This is a genomic window from Fontisphaera persica (genome assembly GCF_024832785.1).
Classification (GTDB): Bacteria; Verrucomicrobiota; Verrucomicrobiia; order Limisphaerales; family Fontisphaeraceae; genus Fontisphaera; species Fontisphaera persica.
In genome coordinates this window covers 827695-843335 of record NZ_CP116615.1, presented here as the reverse complement: position 1 = coordinate 843335, position 15641 = coordinate 827695, and the positions used below count along the sequence as shown (strand labels likewise).

The 15641-nt window shown below is 61.3% G+C and carries 14 protein-coding genes and 1 CRISPR repeat array (1 of these 15 running past the window's edge); of the genes, 6 read left to right on the top strand and 8 right to left on the bottom strand.

Going from position 1 to position 15641, the window contains the following annotated elements; all coding sequences use genetic code 11:
* Positions 1 to 8: 8 nt before the first annotated feature.
* The 7 genes from NXS98_RS03175 to ispF all read right to left on the bottom strand — a co-directional run bounded on the left by NXS98_RS03175 (position 9) and on the right by ispF (position 8061).
* On the bottom strand, positions 9 to 1883 hold the full coding sequence (locus tag NXS98_RS03175) for a GAF domain-containing protein (RefSeq protein WP_283847021.1): 1875 nt from the start codon (positions 1881 to 1883) through the stop codon (positions 9 to 11).
* Entirely contained in the window at positions 1880 to 2698 is an 819-nt protein-coding gene (locus NXS98_RS03170) for an efflux RND transporter periplasmic adaptor subunit (RefSeq protein WP_283847020.1), read from the bottom strand. Before NXS98_RS03170 ends, NXS98_RS03175 begins: the two co-directional genes overlap by 4 nt.
* A gap of 38 nt (positions 2699 to 2736) precedes the next feature.
* A complete protein-coding gene (locus NXS98_RS03165; protein WP_283847019.1) occupies positions 2737 to 4392 on the bottom strand; it encodes a TolC family protein in 1656 nt (551 codons plus the stop codon).
* A gap of 152 nt (positions 4393 to 4544) precedes the next feature.
* Positions 4545 to 5885 (bottom strand): sigma-54-dependent transcriptional regulator, encoded by a 1341-nt coding sequence (locus tag NXS98_RS03160; RefSeq protein WP_283847018.1) that lies wholly within the window; start codon positions 5883 to 5885, stop codon positions 4545 to 4547.
* Positions 5886 to 5962: 77 nt separating this feature from the next.
* A complete protein-coding gene (locus tag NXS98_RS03155) occupies positions 5963 to 7285 on the bottom strand; it encodes a sigma-54-dependent transcriptional regulator (protein ID WP_283847017.1) in 1323 nt (440 codons plus the stop codon).
* Positions 7282 to 7578, bottom strand: a complete 297-nt coding sequence (locus NXS98_RS03150) for a hypothetical protein (protein WP_283847016.1) — start codon at positions 7576 to 7578, stop codon at positions 7282 to 7284. Before NXS98_RS03150 ends, NXS98_RS03155 begins: the two co-directional genes overlap by 4 nt.
* 3 nt (positions 7579 to 7581) lie before the next feature.
* Entirely contained in the window at positions 7582 to 8061 is a 480-nt protein-coding gene (gene ispF, locus NXS98_RS03145; RefSeq protein ID WP_283847015.1) for a 2-C-methyl-D-erythritol 2,4-cyclodiphosphate synthase, read from the bottom strand.
* Between the two features lie 221 nt (positions 8062 to 8282).
* On the opposite strand from ispF, the gene NXS98_RS03140 reads away from it, so the two are divergent.
* From NXS98_RS03140 to NXS98_RS03115, 6 genes are all read left to right on the top strand, one after another.
* Positions 8283 to 9263, top strand: a complete 981-nt coding sequence (locus tag NXS98_RS03140) for an N-acetylmuramoyl-L-alanine amidase family protein (protein WP_283847014.1) — start codon at positions 8283 to 8285, stop codon at positions 9261 to 9263.
* Entirely contained in the window at positions 9260 to 10087 is an 828-nt protein-coding gene (murI, locus tag NXS98_RS03135; protein ID WP_283847013.1) for a glutamate racemase, read from the top strand. The genes NXS98_RS03140 and murI overlap by 4 nt, the downstream gene beginning before the upstream one ends.
* Position 10088: 1 nt before the next feature.
* On the top strand, positions 10089 to 10733 hold the full coding sequence (locus NXS98_RS03130; RefSeq protein WP_283847012.1) for a ribonuclease HII: 645 nt from the start codon (positions 10089 to 10091) through the stop codon (positions 10731 to 10733).
* 3 nt (positions 10734 to 10736) lie between these two features.
* Positions 10737 to 11210, top strand: a complete 474-nt coding sequence (locus NXS98_RS03125; RefSeq protein WP_283847011.1) for a YraN family protein — start codon at positions 10737 to 10739, stop codon at positions 11208 to 11210.
* Positions 11211 to 11324: 114 nt separating this feature from the next.
* Entirely contained in the window at positions 11325 to 12515 is a 1191-nt protein-coding gene (locus NXS98_RS03120) for a DUF6786 family protein (protein WP_283847010.1), read from the top strand.
* A gap of 53 nt (positions 12516 to 12568) precedes the next feature.
* Positions 12569 to 13273 carry an SGNH/GDSL hydrolase family protein gene (locus tag NXS98_RS03115; protein WP_283847009.1) on the top strand — a complete coding sequence of 235 codons (705 nt, stop codon included), beginning with the start codon at positions 12569 to 12571 and terminating at the stop codon, positions 13271 to 13273.
* A 27-nt stretch (positions 13274 to 13300) separates the two neighbouring features.
* Here the strand turns inward: NXS98_RS03115 and NXS98_RS03110 are convergent, their stop codons facing one another.
* Positions 13301 to 14200, bottom strand: coding sequence for a glycoside hydrolase family 43 protein (locus NXS98_RS03110; protein WP_283847008.1), 900 nt, complete (start codon positions 14198 to 14200; stop codon positions 13301 to 13303).
* A gap of 831 nt (positions 14201 to 15031) precedes the next feature.
* Positions 15032 to 15641: a CRISPR direct-repeat array (repeat unit 37 nt; unit sequence GTCTCCATTGCCTTTCGGCATTCACCGCGTTCCCGAC); it runs 3676 nt beyond the window's last position.

The following is a 15641-nucleotide window of genomic DNA, read 5'->3' as shown; positions in this document are numbered from 1 at the left end:
AGGCCCAATCACCACCACAGCCACAAGCGCAGGAAATCCACGGTGCGATGGGTGGCAATCCAGAGCAGGCTGCGCTTGCCGGCGTTAATCTTGCAGATGCCGCTCATGCCGGGACGCCACCAGTCCGGGCGTTTTTCCTCGACGATGTCGCAGCGCGCCAGAAAGACGTTGGCGCCTTCCTTCGGCACCGCCGCCGGTTCCAAGCGGTGCAAACGGATGGCGTATTTGAGTTTGGGCTGACTGATGAAGGCAATCTGGCCGGTAGCCTCGGGCTGGATTTCGTGAATGTCGCGCTCGGGGATTTCCGCCTCGACGTATAATTGGGAGGTCTCGGCGATTTTGATGAGCGTCTCCCCCTGGTCCACCGGCGCGCCGATGCGCTCGCGCAGGTCGCCTTCGGTCACGACGCCGTTGAACGGCGCGCGCAAGGTGGCTTGCTCCAGGCGATAGCGCACGAGGTCCAACCGCGCGCGGGCCTGCTCAAGCTGGGCCTCGGCGACGCGCATTTCGGCCAGCGCCTTGGCGGCGCGGGCGCGCTCGGCTTCGCGCTGGTAACGCACGATTTCGGCGGCGGCGGCGGCCTGCTCAAGCAGCAAATCATCGGTGTTGAGCTGCAAGACGGGCTGCCGGTTGGTGACGGCATCGCCAGGGCGCACGGGGGCCTCTTTAATAAAGCCCTTGAAGGGGGCGGCGAGGTAGGCCACTTCCTGGGCGCGCAAAATGAATTTGGCCTCCACACGGTAAGGGACCCGCAGGAAAATGAGGAGCAGAAGGAGGACAGCCACGGTCAGGCCCAGAAGTTTGGCCCAGGTATGCTCCGGCCCCAGGAGGGCGGCGGCCTTTTCGCGGGTGGTCGCGGCCAGTCGCGCGCCCCACCAGCGGTCGGACTTTTTCAAGTCTTCGAGCCGCCGGCTGGCCTGGTCGGCGATGAGGCGCAACTGTTGCAATTCTTCTGATGTGAAAGGTGCCTGCTGCCGCTCACAGGTCATGACGGCAATACCCCGCTCTTCCACGCGAATGGGGATGGAGGCCAGAAAGGCGACCTTTTGCTCCTGGGCAAACTTTTCGTGGTCCCGCCAGACAAAGGTGGCTCCTTCCGGGGCGGGGTAAAGGATTTCTTCGTCCTGGTCGAGAGCCTCCTCCATGACGGCTTCCAGCGCGCTGACCGCCGCCATTTTTTTGTCGAAGCGTTCGGTGCGGCTGATGGCTTGCAGGCGCACGTATCCCCCCTGCACCCAGCCGAGGCTGACGCGATCGCAACGGAAACGGGTGGCGACGGCGTTGCACAAGGCCAGCGCCGCGGCCAGGAAGCGTTTTTCCGCATTAAACTCGGCCAGAATGTCCAGGACGGTGGCGAATTTCTCCACGTCGGCCTTTGCTTTTTCACTGGCGCGGGTGGCGGCATAACTGAGGGGGACATCGGCCACCAGGGCCAGCCGGCGCAGGGCCTCCTCGGCCTGGGCCGGGGTGGCTTCGGGCAATAAAAAGGCGCCGATGCACGGGGCCTCCGGTTCCGGCAGTTGCAGACGCACCGCCACGCCGTGGGGTGCGGCAGTGCCTTTGGCCGAACGTCCCATAGCCCGCACGGAGCCGCCTTTGGCCTGGCACTCCTCGGCCAGTTCCAGCCATTCCTGGGTGAAGACGGCGCTGAGGGATTCCGGGCGATGGGGCGGCGACCATTCGCCGAGTTTGCGCCACTCGCCCTTGCCGTCGCTGGTTTTGCGCAGGAGCAAGCCCCGGCTGGCGCCGGTTAACTCGCCACTGGCCGCCAGGAAGGCGGGCCAGAAGGCATTGGGGGGACCGGAGAACGAGCGCAGGGCCATCCAGCCCGCGGCGCCCCGCGGCAGTTCGGTGGCTTTCAATTGTTCATTGCCTCCATTCATGAAGCCTCCGGCAAATGCATGAGTCCCGCCACGCCTGGTTTGATTTTACCCTGGGGATTTTCAAACAAGATTTTGATTTTGAGCAGGCCGCTGGCGGGGTCCACCACCGGCGAGACAAAGGAAACCTCGCCCGTCACGGTGAGGGTTTGCCGTCCGGCGGGGAGTTCCAATTTGATTTTCTGGCCGGGGGTGAGGGCGGCGCCGGCGCGCGACTCCACATTGGCCACAAAGTAGCACTGGCGGGTGTCCACGAGCCGCACCAGGGGCTCCTGAGCCTTGCAATCTTCGCCTGCCTTGCGCATCAGCTCCACCACGTAACCATCCTGGGGCGCGGTGAGGATGCGTTTGCGCAGTTGCTCGAGAGCCATTTCATATTCAATTTTTTCCCGCGCTTCGGCCAGTTGCAATTTGTCGTGTTCGGCCACGGCCTGTTTGAATTCCAATTCCTTTTTCATCAATTGTTCCTTGCTGACGGATTTGGAGGTTTCAAACAGCTTGCGGGTGGCTTCGAGGTCAATTTTGAGCATTTCCATCTGGGCGGCGGCGGCGTTTAACTCGGCCTTGCTTTCGCTGAGGATGCGCCGGCGCTCGACTTCCAGCTCTTCCTGCCTTTTTTCCAGTTCCAAAATGGCGGTACCCGCCTGCATGAAATCACCTTCCTTGACGAGGATTTTGGCGATGGTGCCGGGGACCGAAGCGCTGATGACCAGGTCATGCAGAGGCTCGGTGACACCCTCCACGGTGGCCGGGCGGGCGGCGGCCGGCGAGGCGAGCAGCAGGCCCAGGACGAACCGGCTGAGCAGCCGCGCAGGCATTCGTAGAATCAGGTTACGGGACATCATTTTATTGTAGTTCAAGGTTGGCGCGGAGGCAAAGTGGAGGGAGGGATGGGCGGGGCGGACTGGCGGCGCAGTTCATACTCCCGCTGCACCTGCTGCAAGAATTCGGCGAAGGCCTGAGGGGTAATTTTACCGGAACGCAGCAGCGCCCGGGTGCGATGCGCCAGGTCAGACTGGGACAGCTCCAGGTTGCGGGCCTGGAGCACCATGCCCACGGACTGTTCCAAATCCAGCACAGCACGTTTGAAGCGCACCTGGCTTTGCACCAGGCCGAGCCGCGCTTCAAACAGGTCCTGCTCCGTTTCGAGCACGGTGCGGCTGTCGGTCTTGCCGACTTCCAGGCGGTCCAGTTGAGATTTGAGCAGGTTTTGATTGAACTCGACCACTTTGGCGTATCGCTGGATGTTGTCGTAATAGGAATCAGCGGTTTTATGGGCGGCATCAATGAGGTTGTCCAGTTGCACGCGCAAGGACTGGAGGGCCAGGAGGGTGTTCTGGCGGCGGAGCCGGGCGGCGTCAAGCTCCTTGCGGGCCTTGATGTTGCCGCCGAGCGGCACGCGCAATTCCAGGCCCAACATCCAGGCGGGATAATCGTGGGCTTCGAGGTTGCGCCAAATGCCCTGATAATTGGGGTTGATGTCGCTGGAGCCGTAACTGGCCTTCAAATCCAACTGGGGCAGGCGCTGGTTTTTGGCGAAATTAATGCGGACGCCGTCCAATGCCAATTGATGTCGCAGCGCCAGGGCGTCGGGGTTGAGCTGGTCCGCCAGGGTGCGGAAATAGAGGGTGTCGCTGGTCATGGGGCCGGCTTTGGGTTCATCCACGGCGACAAAACGGTCATGGGGACCCAGCACGGAGCTGGAGCAAAAAATCATGGCGCGGTTGGCAGCCTCATAAAGTTTTTGGCGGGCTTCATTGGCCAGCGCCTGGCGTTGGGCGAGGCCGGCTTCGGCCTGCATCACATCCAATTCGGAGCTTTTGCCCACGGCCAGTTTGGCCTGGTTGTCCGCCAGCAGGGTTTGCGCGACCGCAACCGAATCCGTGCTGAAGGCGTATTGTTGTTGGGCCAGATAAACATCCCAGTAGGCCGCTTCGGCGCGCGCCACGATTTCAATGAGCGCCTTGCGGTATTCTTGAAAGGTGATGTCCGAATTGATGGCGGCGGCACGCAGGTTGGCGAGGGTGGCAGCATAGCCAAAATCCTTGAGCAAAGGTTGGGTCACGGCCAAGCTGAGGGTGGAGAGGTATTCACCGTCCGGAAAGTTGGCCTGGTTCAAATTGTTGCGCAGCTCATTCAAGCGGTAGCCGAGCTGCACCTTGGCGCCGGAGGGAGTGACCATTTCGACGCCAGAATCATAGCGGTTGTTGCGCTCGTTGAACAACGTGGCGAAGAACAGATTGCGCTTCTGCTCTTCGGTCAGGGCATTGCGGCGGTCTTCGTGAGTGAAGGAGGTGACCCAGGCCGGTTCAAACATGCCTTTCTGCGCCTCGTATTGCTTGCGGCTGATTTGCACCTCCAGCATTTTCATCTGGATGTTTTCGTTGTTGGTCAGCACACGGGCCAGGTATTCCGGGAGCGTCAATTTCAGTTCCGCTCCCTGACTTTTTTCAGCGCCGGCCAACCACCCCAAGCAAACGACGATACACCATCCCCACCGCGAGTTTGACATATTTTTCAGATTTTCCTTTTGTCTGGGCTCACCTACAAAGCAACGAAGATAGTGCCTGACCGTGACAGCGTCAAAAAAATATCGCCTCTCCCTGGTTGCCGCAGCCTCCCTGCCCTGCCCTTTGGGGCTAAAAAGTTTTACCTTTCGGCCAATCAGGCCTCGATGCCGTAGCTTTTAATTTTGTTGTAAAGCGTTTGGCGGCCGATGCCCAGCCGGCGGGCGGCTTCGACCTTGTTGCCGCCGGTTTCCTGCAAAACTTTGAGGATGGTGTTGCGCTCCATGGCGTCCATCAGGCTCAAGTTTTCGGGGGCGCTCTCCTCCTCCACGTGTCCAATGGACAGGTCGGCCACCTCGATTTGGGGGCCGGCGGCAATCAAGACGGCTCGTTGCACTTCATTTTGCAACTGGCGCACATTGCCTGGCCAGTCAAAATGGCGCAGGCGCTGCGCGGCCTCGGCGGAAAAACCGGTGAAACTACGCCCGGCCTGGGCGGCGAAGCGTTGGAGGAAAGCATTGGCCAGCGGCAGGATGTCCTCGCGGCGGTCGCGCAAGGGCGGCAGGGTGAGGGTGATGGTGGAAATGCGATAATAGAGGTCCTCGCGCAGTTTGCCCGTGCGGATGGCCTCCTGGATGGGGCGATTGGTGGCGGCGATGATGCGGCAGTTGATGGTGTAACTGGCGCGCCCGCCCACCGGCCGCACTTCCTTGTCCTGCAAAACCCGCAGCAATTTGCTTTGGGTATCCACCGGCATTTCCGAGATTTCGTCCAACAACAAGGTGCCGCCTTCGGCCTGGCGAAACAAGCCCACGCGGTCGGCCGTGGCGCCGGTGAAGGCGCCTTTGACGGAGCCGAAGAGTTCGCTTTCAATCAGCTCGCGCGGCAGGGCGGCGCAATTGACTTTGATGAACGGTTTGCCGGCGCGGGGGCTGAGATTGTGAATCAAATCGGCAATAACCTCCTTGCCGGTGCCGCTTTCGCCCACGATGAAGACAGAAACATCGCTGGCGGCCACTTTCTCCACCATTTTCACCACGGACTTCATGGCGGCGCTTTGGAAGACGGGGGCGGCGCCGCCGCTCATGGTGGACAAGGCCTGCCGCAGTTGGCTGGCCTGTTCCTGCAGGGCTTTGTGCTCGAGGGCGCGGCTGACATTCACCACCAGCGCGGCGGGGTCAAAGGGTTTTTCCTGAAAGCCATAGGCCCCCATTTTGGTGGCGGTGACGGCTGCCTCGATGGTGGCATAGCCGGTCATGATGAGCACTTCGGTGCCGGGCCATTCCCGCTTGATGGCGGGCAACAGGTCCAAGCCCTCGGCATCCGGCAGCCGCAAATCCAGGAGCACCAGGTCCGGGGCTTTTTCCTCAGCCAGCCGCCGGCGCAAGGCTGCGCCCGACTCGCATTCCTGGACCTGGTAACCTTCCTCGCTGAGAATGGACCGCACCAGGTCGCGGATTTCCGCGGTATCGTCCACCACCAAAATGCTGGCACTCATAGCTCGGTTCCTTCTCCCCTCACTGCACGGGACGGATGACCACCCCGCCCGCCCCGCAGCCGATAGTCGGCATATCGCTATGTTTCAATACGATAGGCCTTCATTTTCAACTGAAAAGTTTGCCGTCCCATGTGGAGCCGCCGGGCCGCTTCGGCCACATCGCCCTGGGTGGCCTGCAATGCCTGAATCATGGACTTGCGCTCCATCACTTCGAGCAGGCCCAGTTCAGGTTCGGCGGCGGCGGGGTGGGGCGTAATCGTCAAATCATCACGGTCCACCCAGGTTCCTTGCGCCATCAACACCGCCCGCTGAATCTCGTTCTGCAACTGGCGCACATTGCCGGGCCAGTCAAACTGCCGTAACGCCTGCCGGGCGCGCTCGGTAAAGCCTTCAAAGGAGCGACCGGACTGGCAGCCATACCGCTCCAGAAACGCACTGGCCAGGGGCAGAATATCGTCGCGGCGCTCGCGCAAGGGCGGCACTTCCAGGGTGATTTGGCTGAGACGATAATAAAAATCCTCCTTGAGATGGCCCTTTTGGAGCAGCTCGGGCAAGGGACGATTGGTAGTGGCTACCAGGCGGCATGGCACGGGGTAAGCCTGGCCGCCCACGGGTTGCGCGAGGTTGTCCTGTAAAACACCCATGAGGCGGCCTTGCACGGCCCACGGGAGGGCGCTGATTTCATCCAACAACAGGGTGCCCGTCCCGGCCAGCCGCAAATAACCCGGCTCCTGGGCGGCGTCCCCGCCGCCGAACAATGCGCGTTCGAGCTGGTCGGCGGAAAAGGCGGGGCAGTTGCAGCGCACCAGGGGTTGTCCTGCGCGCGGGCTGAGGTGATGCAACATGCCGGCAATCACTTCCTTGCCCACGCCACTTTCGCCCGTAATGAGCACCGGAAGCGGACTGGCGGCGGCGCGCTCGACCAGGCGCATGAGCCGCTTCATGGGTTCGCTTTGAAAGACGGGCGCGGTCTCGGCGCGCAACGAGGAAACCACCTGTTGCAGGCCTTGCGCGCGGGCACGCAGCCGCCGGTGTTCCAGGGCATGGGTCACCTCTTGCAGGAGGGTGTTGACTTCAAAGGGCTTGGGCAAAAAACCATAAGCGCCAGCTTTCATGGCCTTCACGGCGTTGTCCACGGTGCCGTAGCCGGTGATGACAATGACTTCGGTGCCCGGCCACTGCTGGAAAATATCGGGCATTGATTCCAAACTGTTGCCATCCCCCAACACCAAATCCAACAACACCAAATCGGGCACATCTTTTTTTTCGGCAGCCAGCCATTGGCGCAATCCGGCGTTGTCTTCGAGTTCGGAGACGCGGTATTCCGCCCGGGTGAGGGCGCTTTTGACGAGCATCCGCAGCTCCATTGAATCATCCACCACCAGGATATGCTCTTTCATACTTCGCGTTGGTGTTCGGCGTTGGCCTGCCACTCCGGGAAACGCTCGCGAATTCTGGCCACCAGCCGTTTTTCATCCGCCGGTTGATACAAACGGCGCACCACACGGCGCCGCACGGCATCCAACAGCTCCAGCCAATCTTCAAGGGGCGGCTGTTCGATGCGCTGCCAGTTTTCATAGCGGCGGCTGCGCTGGAAAAACAGCCATTCCCCGCCGCTGAGGCGGGCAAATACCTCCACCTTTTCCCCCTGGGGGTTGAGGCGTTTCCAGCCAATTTCCGCCTTGTTGCCCATGGGTCAATCCGGCAAAGCCACGGCGGCCACGGCCATGGCGGCGATACCTTCACCACGCCCGATGAACCCGAGTCCTTCGTTGGTGGTGGCCTTGATGCCAATGGCTTCGGGCGCCATCCCCAGGGCGGCGGCGAGGTTGGTTTTCATGGCGGCCACGTGCGGCCCCACTTTGGGGGCCTGAGCAATGAGGGTGGCATCAATATTAATAATCCGCCCTGCACGCGCCGTCACCTGCCGCGCGGCCTCAGCCAGAAAGATGCGGCTGGGCGCATCTTTCCAGCGGGGGTCGGTGTTGGGGAAAAACTGGCCGATGTCCCCCAGACCGAGGGCGCCGAGAATAGCGTCGCAAATTGCGTGCATGAGGACATCGGCATCGGAGTGTCCGGCCAGGCCCTTTGCATGAGGAATCTCCACGCCCCCGAGCACACAACGGCGCCCAGCCACCAAGGGATGCACATCGTATCCAATGCCCACACGCACCATGCCCCCACTATACGCTAGAAAAACAGGGCAAACCAAGGTTTTTTCATCCCGTGGGGCGGACGTGAGGGACTTTGCCGGAGGGATGGCTGCGGCGTTCGAGCCGGCGTTTGGGCACGCTAAACCCGCACCTTTGCCTCCAAGCGGCGGGTGGTCCGCCGCTTTTGCCGTGGTGGCGACGGCTTCTCCTTGAAATCGTCCGGGTTCAAAGGCAGAGTGCGCTCATGCAAGGCCGTTTGGGCATGGCGCTGTTTTGGGCCGTCTTTTTAGGGATGGCCTCGCCCGCATTGCCCCAAGCATGGACACGCCTGCCACGCACCGAGTTGTATGGCAACGAATACCTGCGCCTGGCGCAGTGGGCTGAGGCTTACAAGTATGACCTGAAAACCCACGGGGATACGGTCATTCTTACGAGCCGCTGGAGCCGGCTGGTGTTCAAGGCGGATTCGCGCCAGGCGGAAATCCGCGGCGTACAAGTCCATCTTTCCGTGCCGGTGGCCAAACGGGGGGATGAATTTTTCATTTCGGTGTTGGACACCGCCACGGTCTTGCAACCTCTGTTGTATCCAGTCAAGAGTCCCAAAGTCACGGTGCGCTCCATTTGCATAGACGCGGGGCACGGGGGCAAAGACCCGGGCAATTTGGAGGGCAAGTTTCAGGAGAAACGCTACACCTTGCAGTTGGCGGAGGAATTGCAGAAGGCGCTCAAGGCGGCGGGGTTGCGGGCCACGCTGTTGCGGAGCACCGATACCTACCACGACCCCGCCGACCGCCCCGGAATTGCGCGGCGCCAGAAGGCGGATTTGCTGGTGAGTTTGCATTTCAATTCCGCGGGGGACTCGTCCGTGCGGGGTTTGGAGACCTATTGCATGACGCCGGCCAAAGCCAGCTCGACCAACGCCCGGGGTGAGGGGGCCAACACCGGCGCGTATCCGGCCAACCCCTATGATGCCCACAATGTGCTGCTGGCCTGGCATGTGCAGCAGGCGATGGTGCAGCAACTGGGGCTGCCGGACCGGGGCGTGCGGCGGGCCCGTTTTGCGGTGCTGCGTTTCAGCAGCATGCCCGCCATTCTGGTGGAAGGCGGCTTCATGTCCAATCCGGCCGACATGGCGCGCATTGCGGATGCCACGCACCGCAAGAAAATGGCCGAAGCGATTGCCAGCGGCATTCTGGCCTACAAGAAAGCCATTGAAACCCCATGAGCCGCCGGACTGCACGCCCCATTGGCATTTTTGATTCAGGCCTGGGGGGGCTGACGGTGGTGCGCGCTTTTCATCAGGCCCTGCCCCGGGAGGATATTGTCTATCTGGGCGACACCGCCCGCGTGCCCTATGGCACGAAGTCGCCGGAAACGGTGATACGGTTTGCGTGCGAGGATGCCCTTTTTCTGGAGCGCCAAAAGGTCAAGTGCGTGGTGGTGGCCTGCAATACCGCGTCGGCGTGGGCGCTGAATGTGCTGGAAGAGCAGTTCAAGGTGCCGGTGTTTGGGGTGATTCACCCGGGCGCGCGGGCGGCCGTGGAAAAAACGCGCAACCAACGCATTGGGGTGATTGCCACCGCCGCCACCATCCGCAGCCGGGCCTATCAAGTGGCCATTGCCGAGCTGGACAAGAAGGCGCGGGTGTACGCCAAAGCCTGCCCCCTGCTGGTGCCGTTGATTGAAGAGGGCTGGACGACCCACCGCATTACGGCGGAAGTGTTGCGCGTGTATCTGGCGCCGCTGTTGAAGGAGAAAATTGACACGCTCATTCTGGGCTGCACGCATTACCCGCTCATCAAGCATCTCATCCGCCGCATTGCCGGCCCGCGGGTGGTGCTGGTGGATTCCGCTGAATCCTGCGCGGAGCTGGTCAGCCAGCGGCTGGCGGCGGAGGGTCTGCTGCAAACGCAGCAAACACGTCCGGGGCGCATCTACCCCTACGTGACAGATGCGCCGGAGCAATTTGAGGCGCTGGCGGACCGGTTTTTGGGATTCCCCATTGGGCAGGCGTGGAAGGTGGAGCTGCCTGCCTTGAAAAAGCGCTAACATGGCCGACCGCTTTGCCCACGAGCGCCGATTATTCAACGGCGGCTGTCACCGGCTGGCTGGCGTGGATGAAGCCGGCCGGGGCGCGCTGGCCGGGCCGGTGGTGGCGGCGGCAGTCATCCTGCCTGAGGCCTGGATACGGGAGGGCATGCCCGCGGCCTTGAAGGGTTTGAATGACTCCAAACAACTCTCGCCCGCCCAACGCGAGCGTTATTTTGCGCTGCTGACGGAAACGCCGGGGGTGCTTCATGCGGTGGCATTGGTGGAAGCGGAGCTGGTGGACCAGTTGAACATTCTCAAAGCCACGCATCTGGCCATGCGCCGGGCGGTGGAAAGCCTGCAACCGCCGCCGGACCATGTGTTGGTGGACGGACGGCCGGTGCCCGTGCTGGGGCCGCAACAAACCGCCCTGGTCAAGGGGGACAGCCTGAGTTATTCCATTGCCGCCGCCAGCATCGTGGCCAAAGTGACCCGCGATCATCTCATGAACGAGCTGGACCCGCAGTTTCCGCAATATGGTTTTGCGGTGCACAAGGGCTATGGCACGGCGCAACATCTGCAGGCGCTGGCGGAGCACGGCCCCTGCCCTTTGCATCGGCGCTCCTTTGCGCCGCTGAGCCAGGGCAGTCAACCCGAGTTGTTTTAGGGCATGTGGCGCTGGCTTCAGCAATTCCTGGGAGGGCCCACAGGCCGGGCTCCCTCCGCTGAACACCTGCAACGAGGCACGGCGGGAGAACGGGCAGCACGGGATTATCTGGGCAAACAGGGGTGGAAGTTGCTGGCGGCCAATTACCGGGTTCCGGAGGGGGAAATTGACCTGGTGTTTCGCGACCGGGAGGTGCTGGTGTTTGTGGAGGTGAAAACCCGCACGGATGAGCGCTGGCAGCGCCCGGCGGCGGCGGTGGATTCGCAAAAACGCCGCCGTGTTTCCCGTGCCGCGCTGGCTTATCTCAACAGCCTGGGACGTCCGCGGGTCAAATTCCGCTTTGATGTGGTGGAGGTGTTGCTGCCTGCTGAGGGCCCGGCGGTCATCCGGCACTGGCCGAATGCCTTTCCCCTGTCCCAGCCATATCGGTATGTGGCCGTGGAGGAGCGGGAGGGTGGGGGCGGGCGGCGGCGGTAAGAGATACTTTTCTTTTGTCAAATGCCCGCGCGCCTTTTAAGCTGCGGCGTGGGTGAAAGCATTCAAACAAACCAACCTATGAACACGAATGTGTTGCGCAACATCTCTTTGCTTATGACGACGCTTGGCGCCAGCCTGGGTCTCGCTCATTCGGCCAGTGGAGCAACGTTTGCCGACGATGTGGGCTTTCTCAAAAAATACACGGAGGTCATCGAATTGTCTGATGCCTCCGGGCAGGCCAAAGTGGCGCTGGCCCCAGCCTACCAAGGCCGCATCATGACCAGCACCGCGCAGGGGGATGGCGGGCTGAGCTATGGATGGATTAACCGCGAGTTGATTGCCTCGCGCCAACTGCAGCCGCACATCAACGTTTTTGGGGGCGAGGACCGTTTCTGGATGGGGCCAGAGGGAGGCCAGTTTTCCATTTTCTTCGCCAAGGGCGTGCCGTTTGACTTTGAGCACTGGTTTACGCCGGCCTGCCTGGACACCGAGCCGTTTTTTCTGGTGAAGAAAAGCGCCAGCGCCGCGACGTTTGCGCGGGAGTTCACGCTGACCAATTATTCCGGCACAGTGTTTCACGTCAAAGTGGACCGCACCGTGCGCCTGCTGGCCCCAGCGGCGGCGTGGCGCAAAATCGGGCTGCCTGCCCTGCCCTCCTTGAAGATGGTGGCGTTTGAGTCGGACAACAAAATCACCAACGCCGGCAAGCAGCCGTGGACGAAAGCCACCGGCCTGGTTTCGATTTGGATTCTGGGCATGTTCAATCCCTCGCCGCAGACGACCATTGTCGTTCCGATTGTGGCGGGCGATGACGCGGTGCTGGGCAAGAAAGTGACGGCCGATTACTTTGGCCAGGTGCCGCCGGAGCGGCTGGTGGTCAAGGACAGTGTGATTTTCTTCAAAGGCGACGGCCAATATCGCAGCAAAATTGGCATCGGCCCCAAGCGCAGCCGCGGGCTGCTGGGCAGTTACGACGCGGCCCACAAGGTTTTGACGCTGGCCTATTACACGCAGCCCAAGGGGGTCACGGATTACGTCAATTCGTTGTGGAAATTGCAGGACGACCCGTTCAACGGCGACGTGGCCAACAGTTACAATGATGGGCCCGTGAACGGCGGCAAGCCGCTGGGGCCGTTTTACGAGCTGGAGTCCTCCTCGCCCGCCGCCGCGCTCAAGCCCCAAGGCAGCCTGCGGCACGTGCACACCACGGTGCACTTGAGCGGCCCGGAGCACGATTTGGACCTTGTGGCGCGGGCCACGTTGGGGGTAACGTTGCGGGAAATCACCACGGCGCTGCCGAAATAATTTAGGCGGCAGGCCCGGCCCACGAGGTGGGCGGGGTGAGGCCGCGTCGTTGCATGAAAAAACAGTGCCTGAGGTATTCTCCCTGGCTGGGGATGGCATGGCTGGGGTGGTGCCTGTTGCTGGCTCCACTCACGGCCCCGTCGGCCACCAATGATTTTGCGCGGTGGGAGAAGGAGATTGCGGCCTTTGAGGCGGCGGACCGGACCAATCCGCCGCCCGCCCGGGGCATTCTGTTCATTGGCAGCTCCAGCATCCGGCTCTGGAAAACGCTGGCGCGGGATTATCCGCGTCATCACGTGTTGAATCGGGGGTTTGGCGGTTCACAGATTGCGGACTCGGTGCATTTTGCCGAGCGCATCGTGTTTCCCTACGCGCCGCGCAAAATCATCATGTATGCCGGAGGCAACGATATAAATGCAGGCAAATCCGCCGAGCAGGTGGCGGCGGATTTCCGGGCCTTTGTGCAAAAAGTTCACCAGCGCCTGCCGCAAACGCGAATCGCCTACCTTTCCATCGCCCCCAATCCGGCGCGGTGGGCGCAGGTGGAGCGGGTGCGGGAGGCCAACCGGCTCATTCGGGAATTCACCCAGACGGATTCGCGGCTGGAGTTCATTGACGTGTTCTCGCACATGCTTGGCCCGGATGGGCAACCGTTGCCGGATATTTTTGTGGAGGACCGCCTGCACATGAACGAGAAAGGGTACGCGCTCTGGAAAAAGCTGGTGGAGCCGTATCTGGGGCCGCCGGACAAGCCCTGACCGGAGGTAAAACGGGAATGCCCACGCTCAAGGCGCGGGTTCATCTGTGCCGCGAGTGGTTTTGACATGGAGGACGCCTTGGGAGTCAAACCACAGGGGGTCAATGGCGAGGAAGCGGTCCCAGCCGATGTTGGTGCTGGCCTTCTGGTGATAGACCATCCACAGCTTGCCGTTCGGCGCCGCAATGACGCAATGATGGCCCGGCCCCAGGACGTTGCCGCCACGTTGGGCAATGGGGTTGCCCGGATATTTGGTGAAGGGGCCCAGGGGCGATTGGGCCGTGGCATAGCCCACCGCATAAAAGGGTGAATCCGCTCCGCTGCCGGAATACATCAAGTAATAAACGCCGTTGCGCTTCAAAACAAAGGGTCCTTCGGTCACCTGCCCGCTGGCTTTCTCCCAGGCGTCGGTGGGCCGGATGACTTCCACCGCCTCGCCCTCGCGCGTTAAAGGGTCTTTCATGCGGGTGACCAGAATCTTGAAGCCGCCCGCGAGGTTGACGTAGTAGAGGTAAAGACGGCCGTCATCGTCCTGGAAAAGGTGGGCGTCAATGGCATTGGTGGCCAGCAGGCCTTTATCCACAAACGGCCCCAGCGGCCCATCGGCCACGGCCACGCCGATGTATTTGGTGCCACGCCCGACGGTGTAGTAGAGGTAGAATTTGCCGTCTCCTTTGGCGTTGTGCCAGACGTCCGGGGCCCATACCCCGCCGCGGGCGTCCTCAAACACTTTTTTGGGGTGCAGTTCCCAATCCACCAGGTTGGTGGAAATATAGACTTCATAGCCGCGGCTGTCGGTGGTGGGGTAAAGGTAGTACTTGCCTTGATACCGGATGACATGGGGGTCCGCCGGCCCCATGCGGTTGATGATGGGGTTGCGATAGGTGCGGGCCGCGGTTTGGGCCGTGCTCCAACAAGCAGCACCCAAGGCGCCAAGCAGAAGCAGGATTGCCCACCCACTCAGGAGTTTCTGTTGCATGACGGTATCGTGGCGCAAGCAGGCCAGCCTGACAAGGATGATGCTGTAGAAGAATTTGCTGGTGTTCAGTCGTTCCCCTCCTGCGGAGGGGAGTTTGCCCCTGCACGCCTGACGGCGTGCGGGGGAGTGTTCAGTTTTCAGTGTTCAGTATTCAGACCTTCCGGTTGCCTTAGGCGAAGGAGAAGGGGCTGCCGCTTCAAACTTGAAACTTCAAACTTGAAACTTCCCTACGGCTCCCCTTCCCCTAACGCCACCGACAACCCTTCCCTACTGAACACTGCCAACTGAACACTGAACACTTCTCCGCCTTTCGGCATTCACTGCCCCTCCTGCGGAGGGGAGTTTGCCCCTTCACGCCTGGCGGCGTTTGGGGGAGTGTTCAGTTTTCAGTGTTCAGTCCTTCCGGTTGCCTTAAGCGAGGGGGAAGGGGCTGCCGCTTCCAACTTGAAACTTGAAACTTGAAACTTCTCCACGGCTCCCCTTCTCCCAGCGCCGCCGACTACCAATCCCTACTGAACACTGCCAACTGAACACTGAACACTTCTCCGCCTTTCGGCATTCACTGCCCCTCCTGCGGAGGGGAGTTTGCCCCTTCACGCCTGGCGGCGTTTGGGGGAGTGTTCAGTTTTCAGTGTTCAGTCCTTCCGGTTGCCTTAAGCGAGGGGGAAGGGGCTGCCGCTTCCAACTTGAAACTTGAAACTTGAAACTTCTCCACGGCTCCCCTTCTCCCAGCGCCGCCGACTACCAATCCCTACTGAACACTGCCAACTGCACACTGAACACTTCTCCGCCTTTCGGCATTCACCGCGTTCCCGACTTCATGTCCCGCAGTGACAAAGCCTTTTCGTCCATGCTTTGGTCGCCATTGCCTTTCTGCATTCACCGCGTTCCCGACACGGGCACGGATGCCGCGCCGCGTTTCGGCGGACGCTTGTCGCCATTGCCTTTCGGCATTCACCGCGTTCCCGACTCACAACCGATGTACACTTCTCTTGCTCTGGGTCGTGTTGTCGCCATTGCCTTTCGGCATTCACCGCGTTCCCGACCAACCCTGATTCGCAGCACCAGTCTCATGCGGCAAAATGGTCGCCATTGCCTTTCGGCATTCACCGCGTTCCCGACGCCGAGGCCAAGCGGATGGCGGGGTTTGTCCTTTTCCGGTCGCCATTGCCTTTCGGCATTCACCGCATTCCCGACAGTACGTCATCCGGGCCGACGGCTCGAAATGGCGCGTCGTCTCCATTGCCTTTCGGCATTCACCGCATTCCCGACAAAACCTAGCAAAAAAGTTGGAGGACCCAAACTGGGTCCCGTCTCCATTGCCTTTCGGCATTCACCGCGTTCCCGACTTCGAGGTGGGAATATCTCGTTATCTTAGGCGATGCTCCGT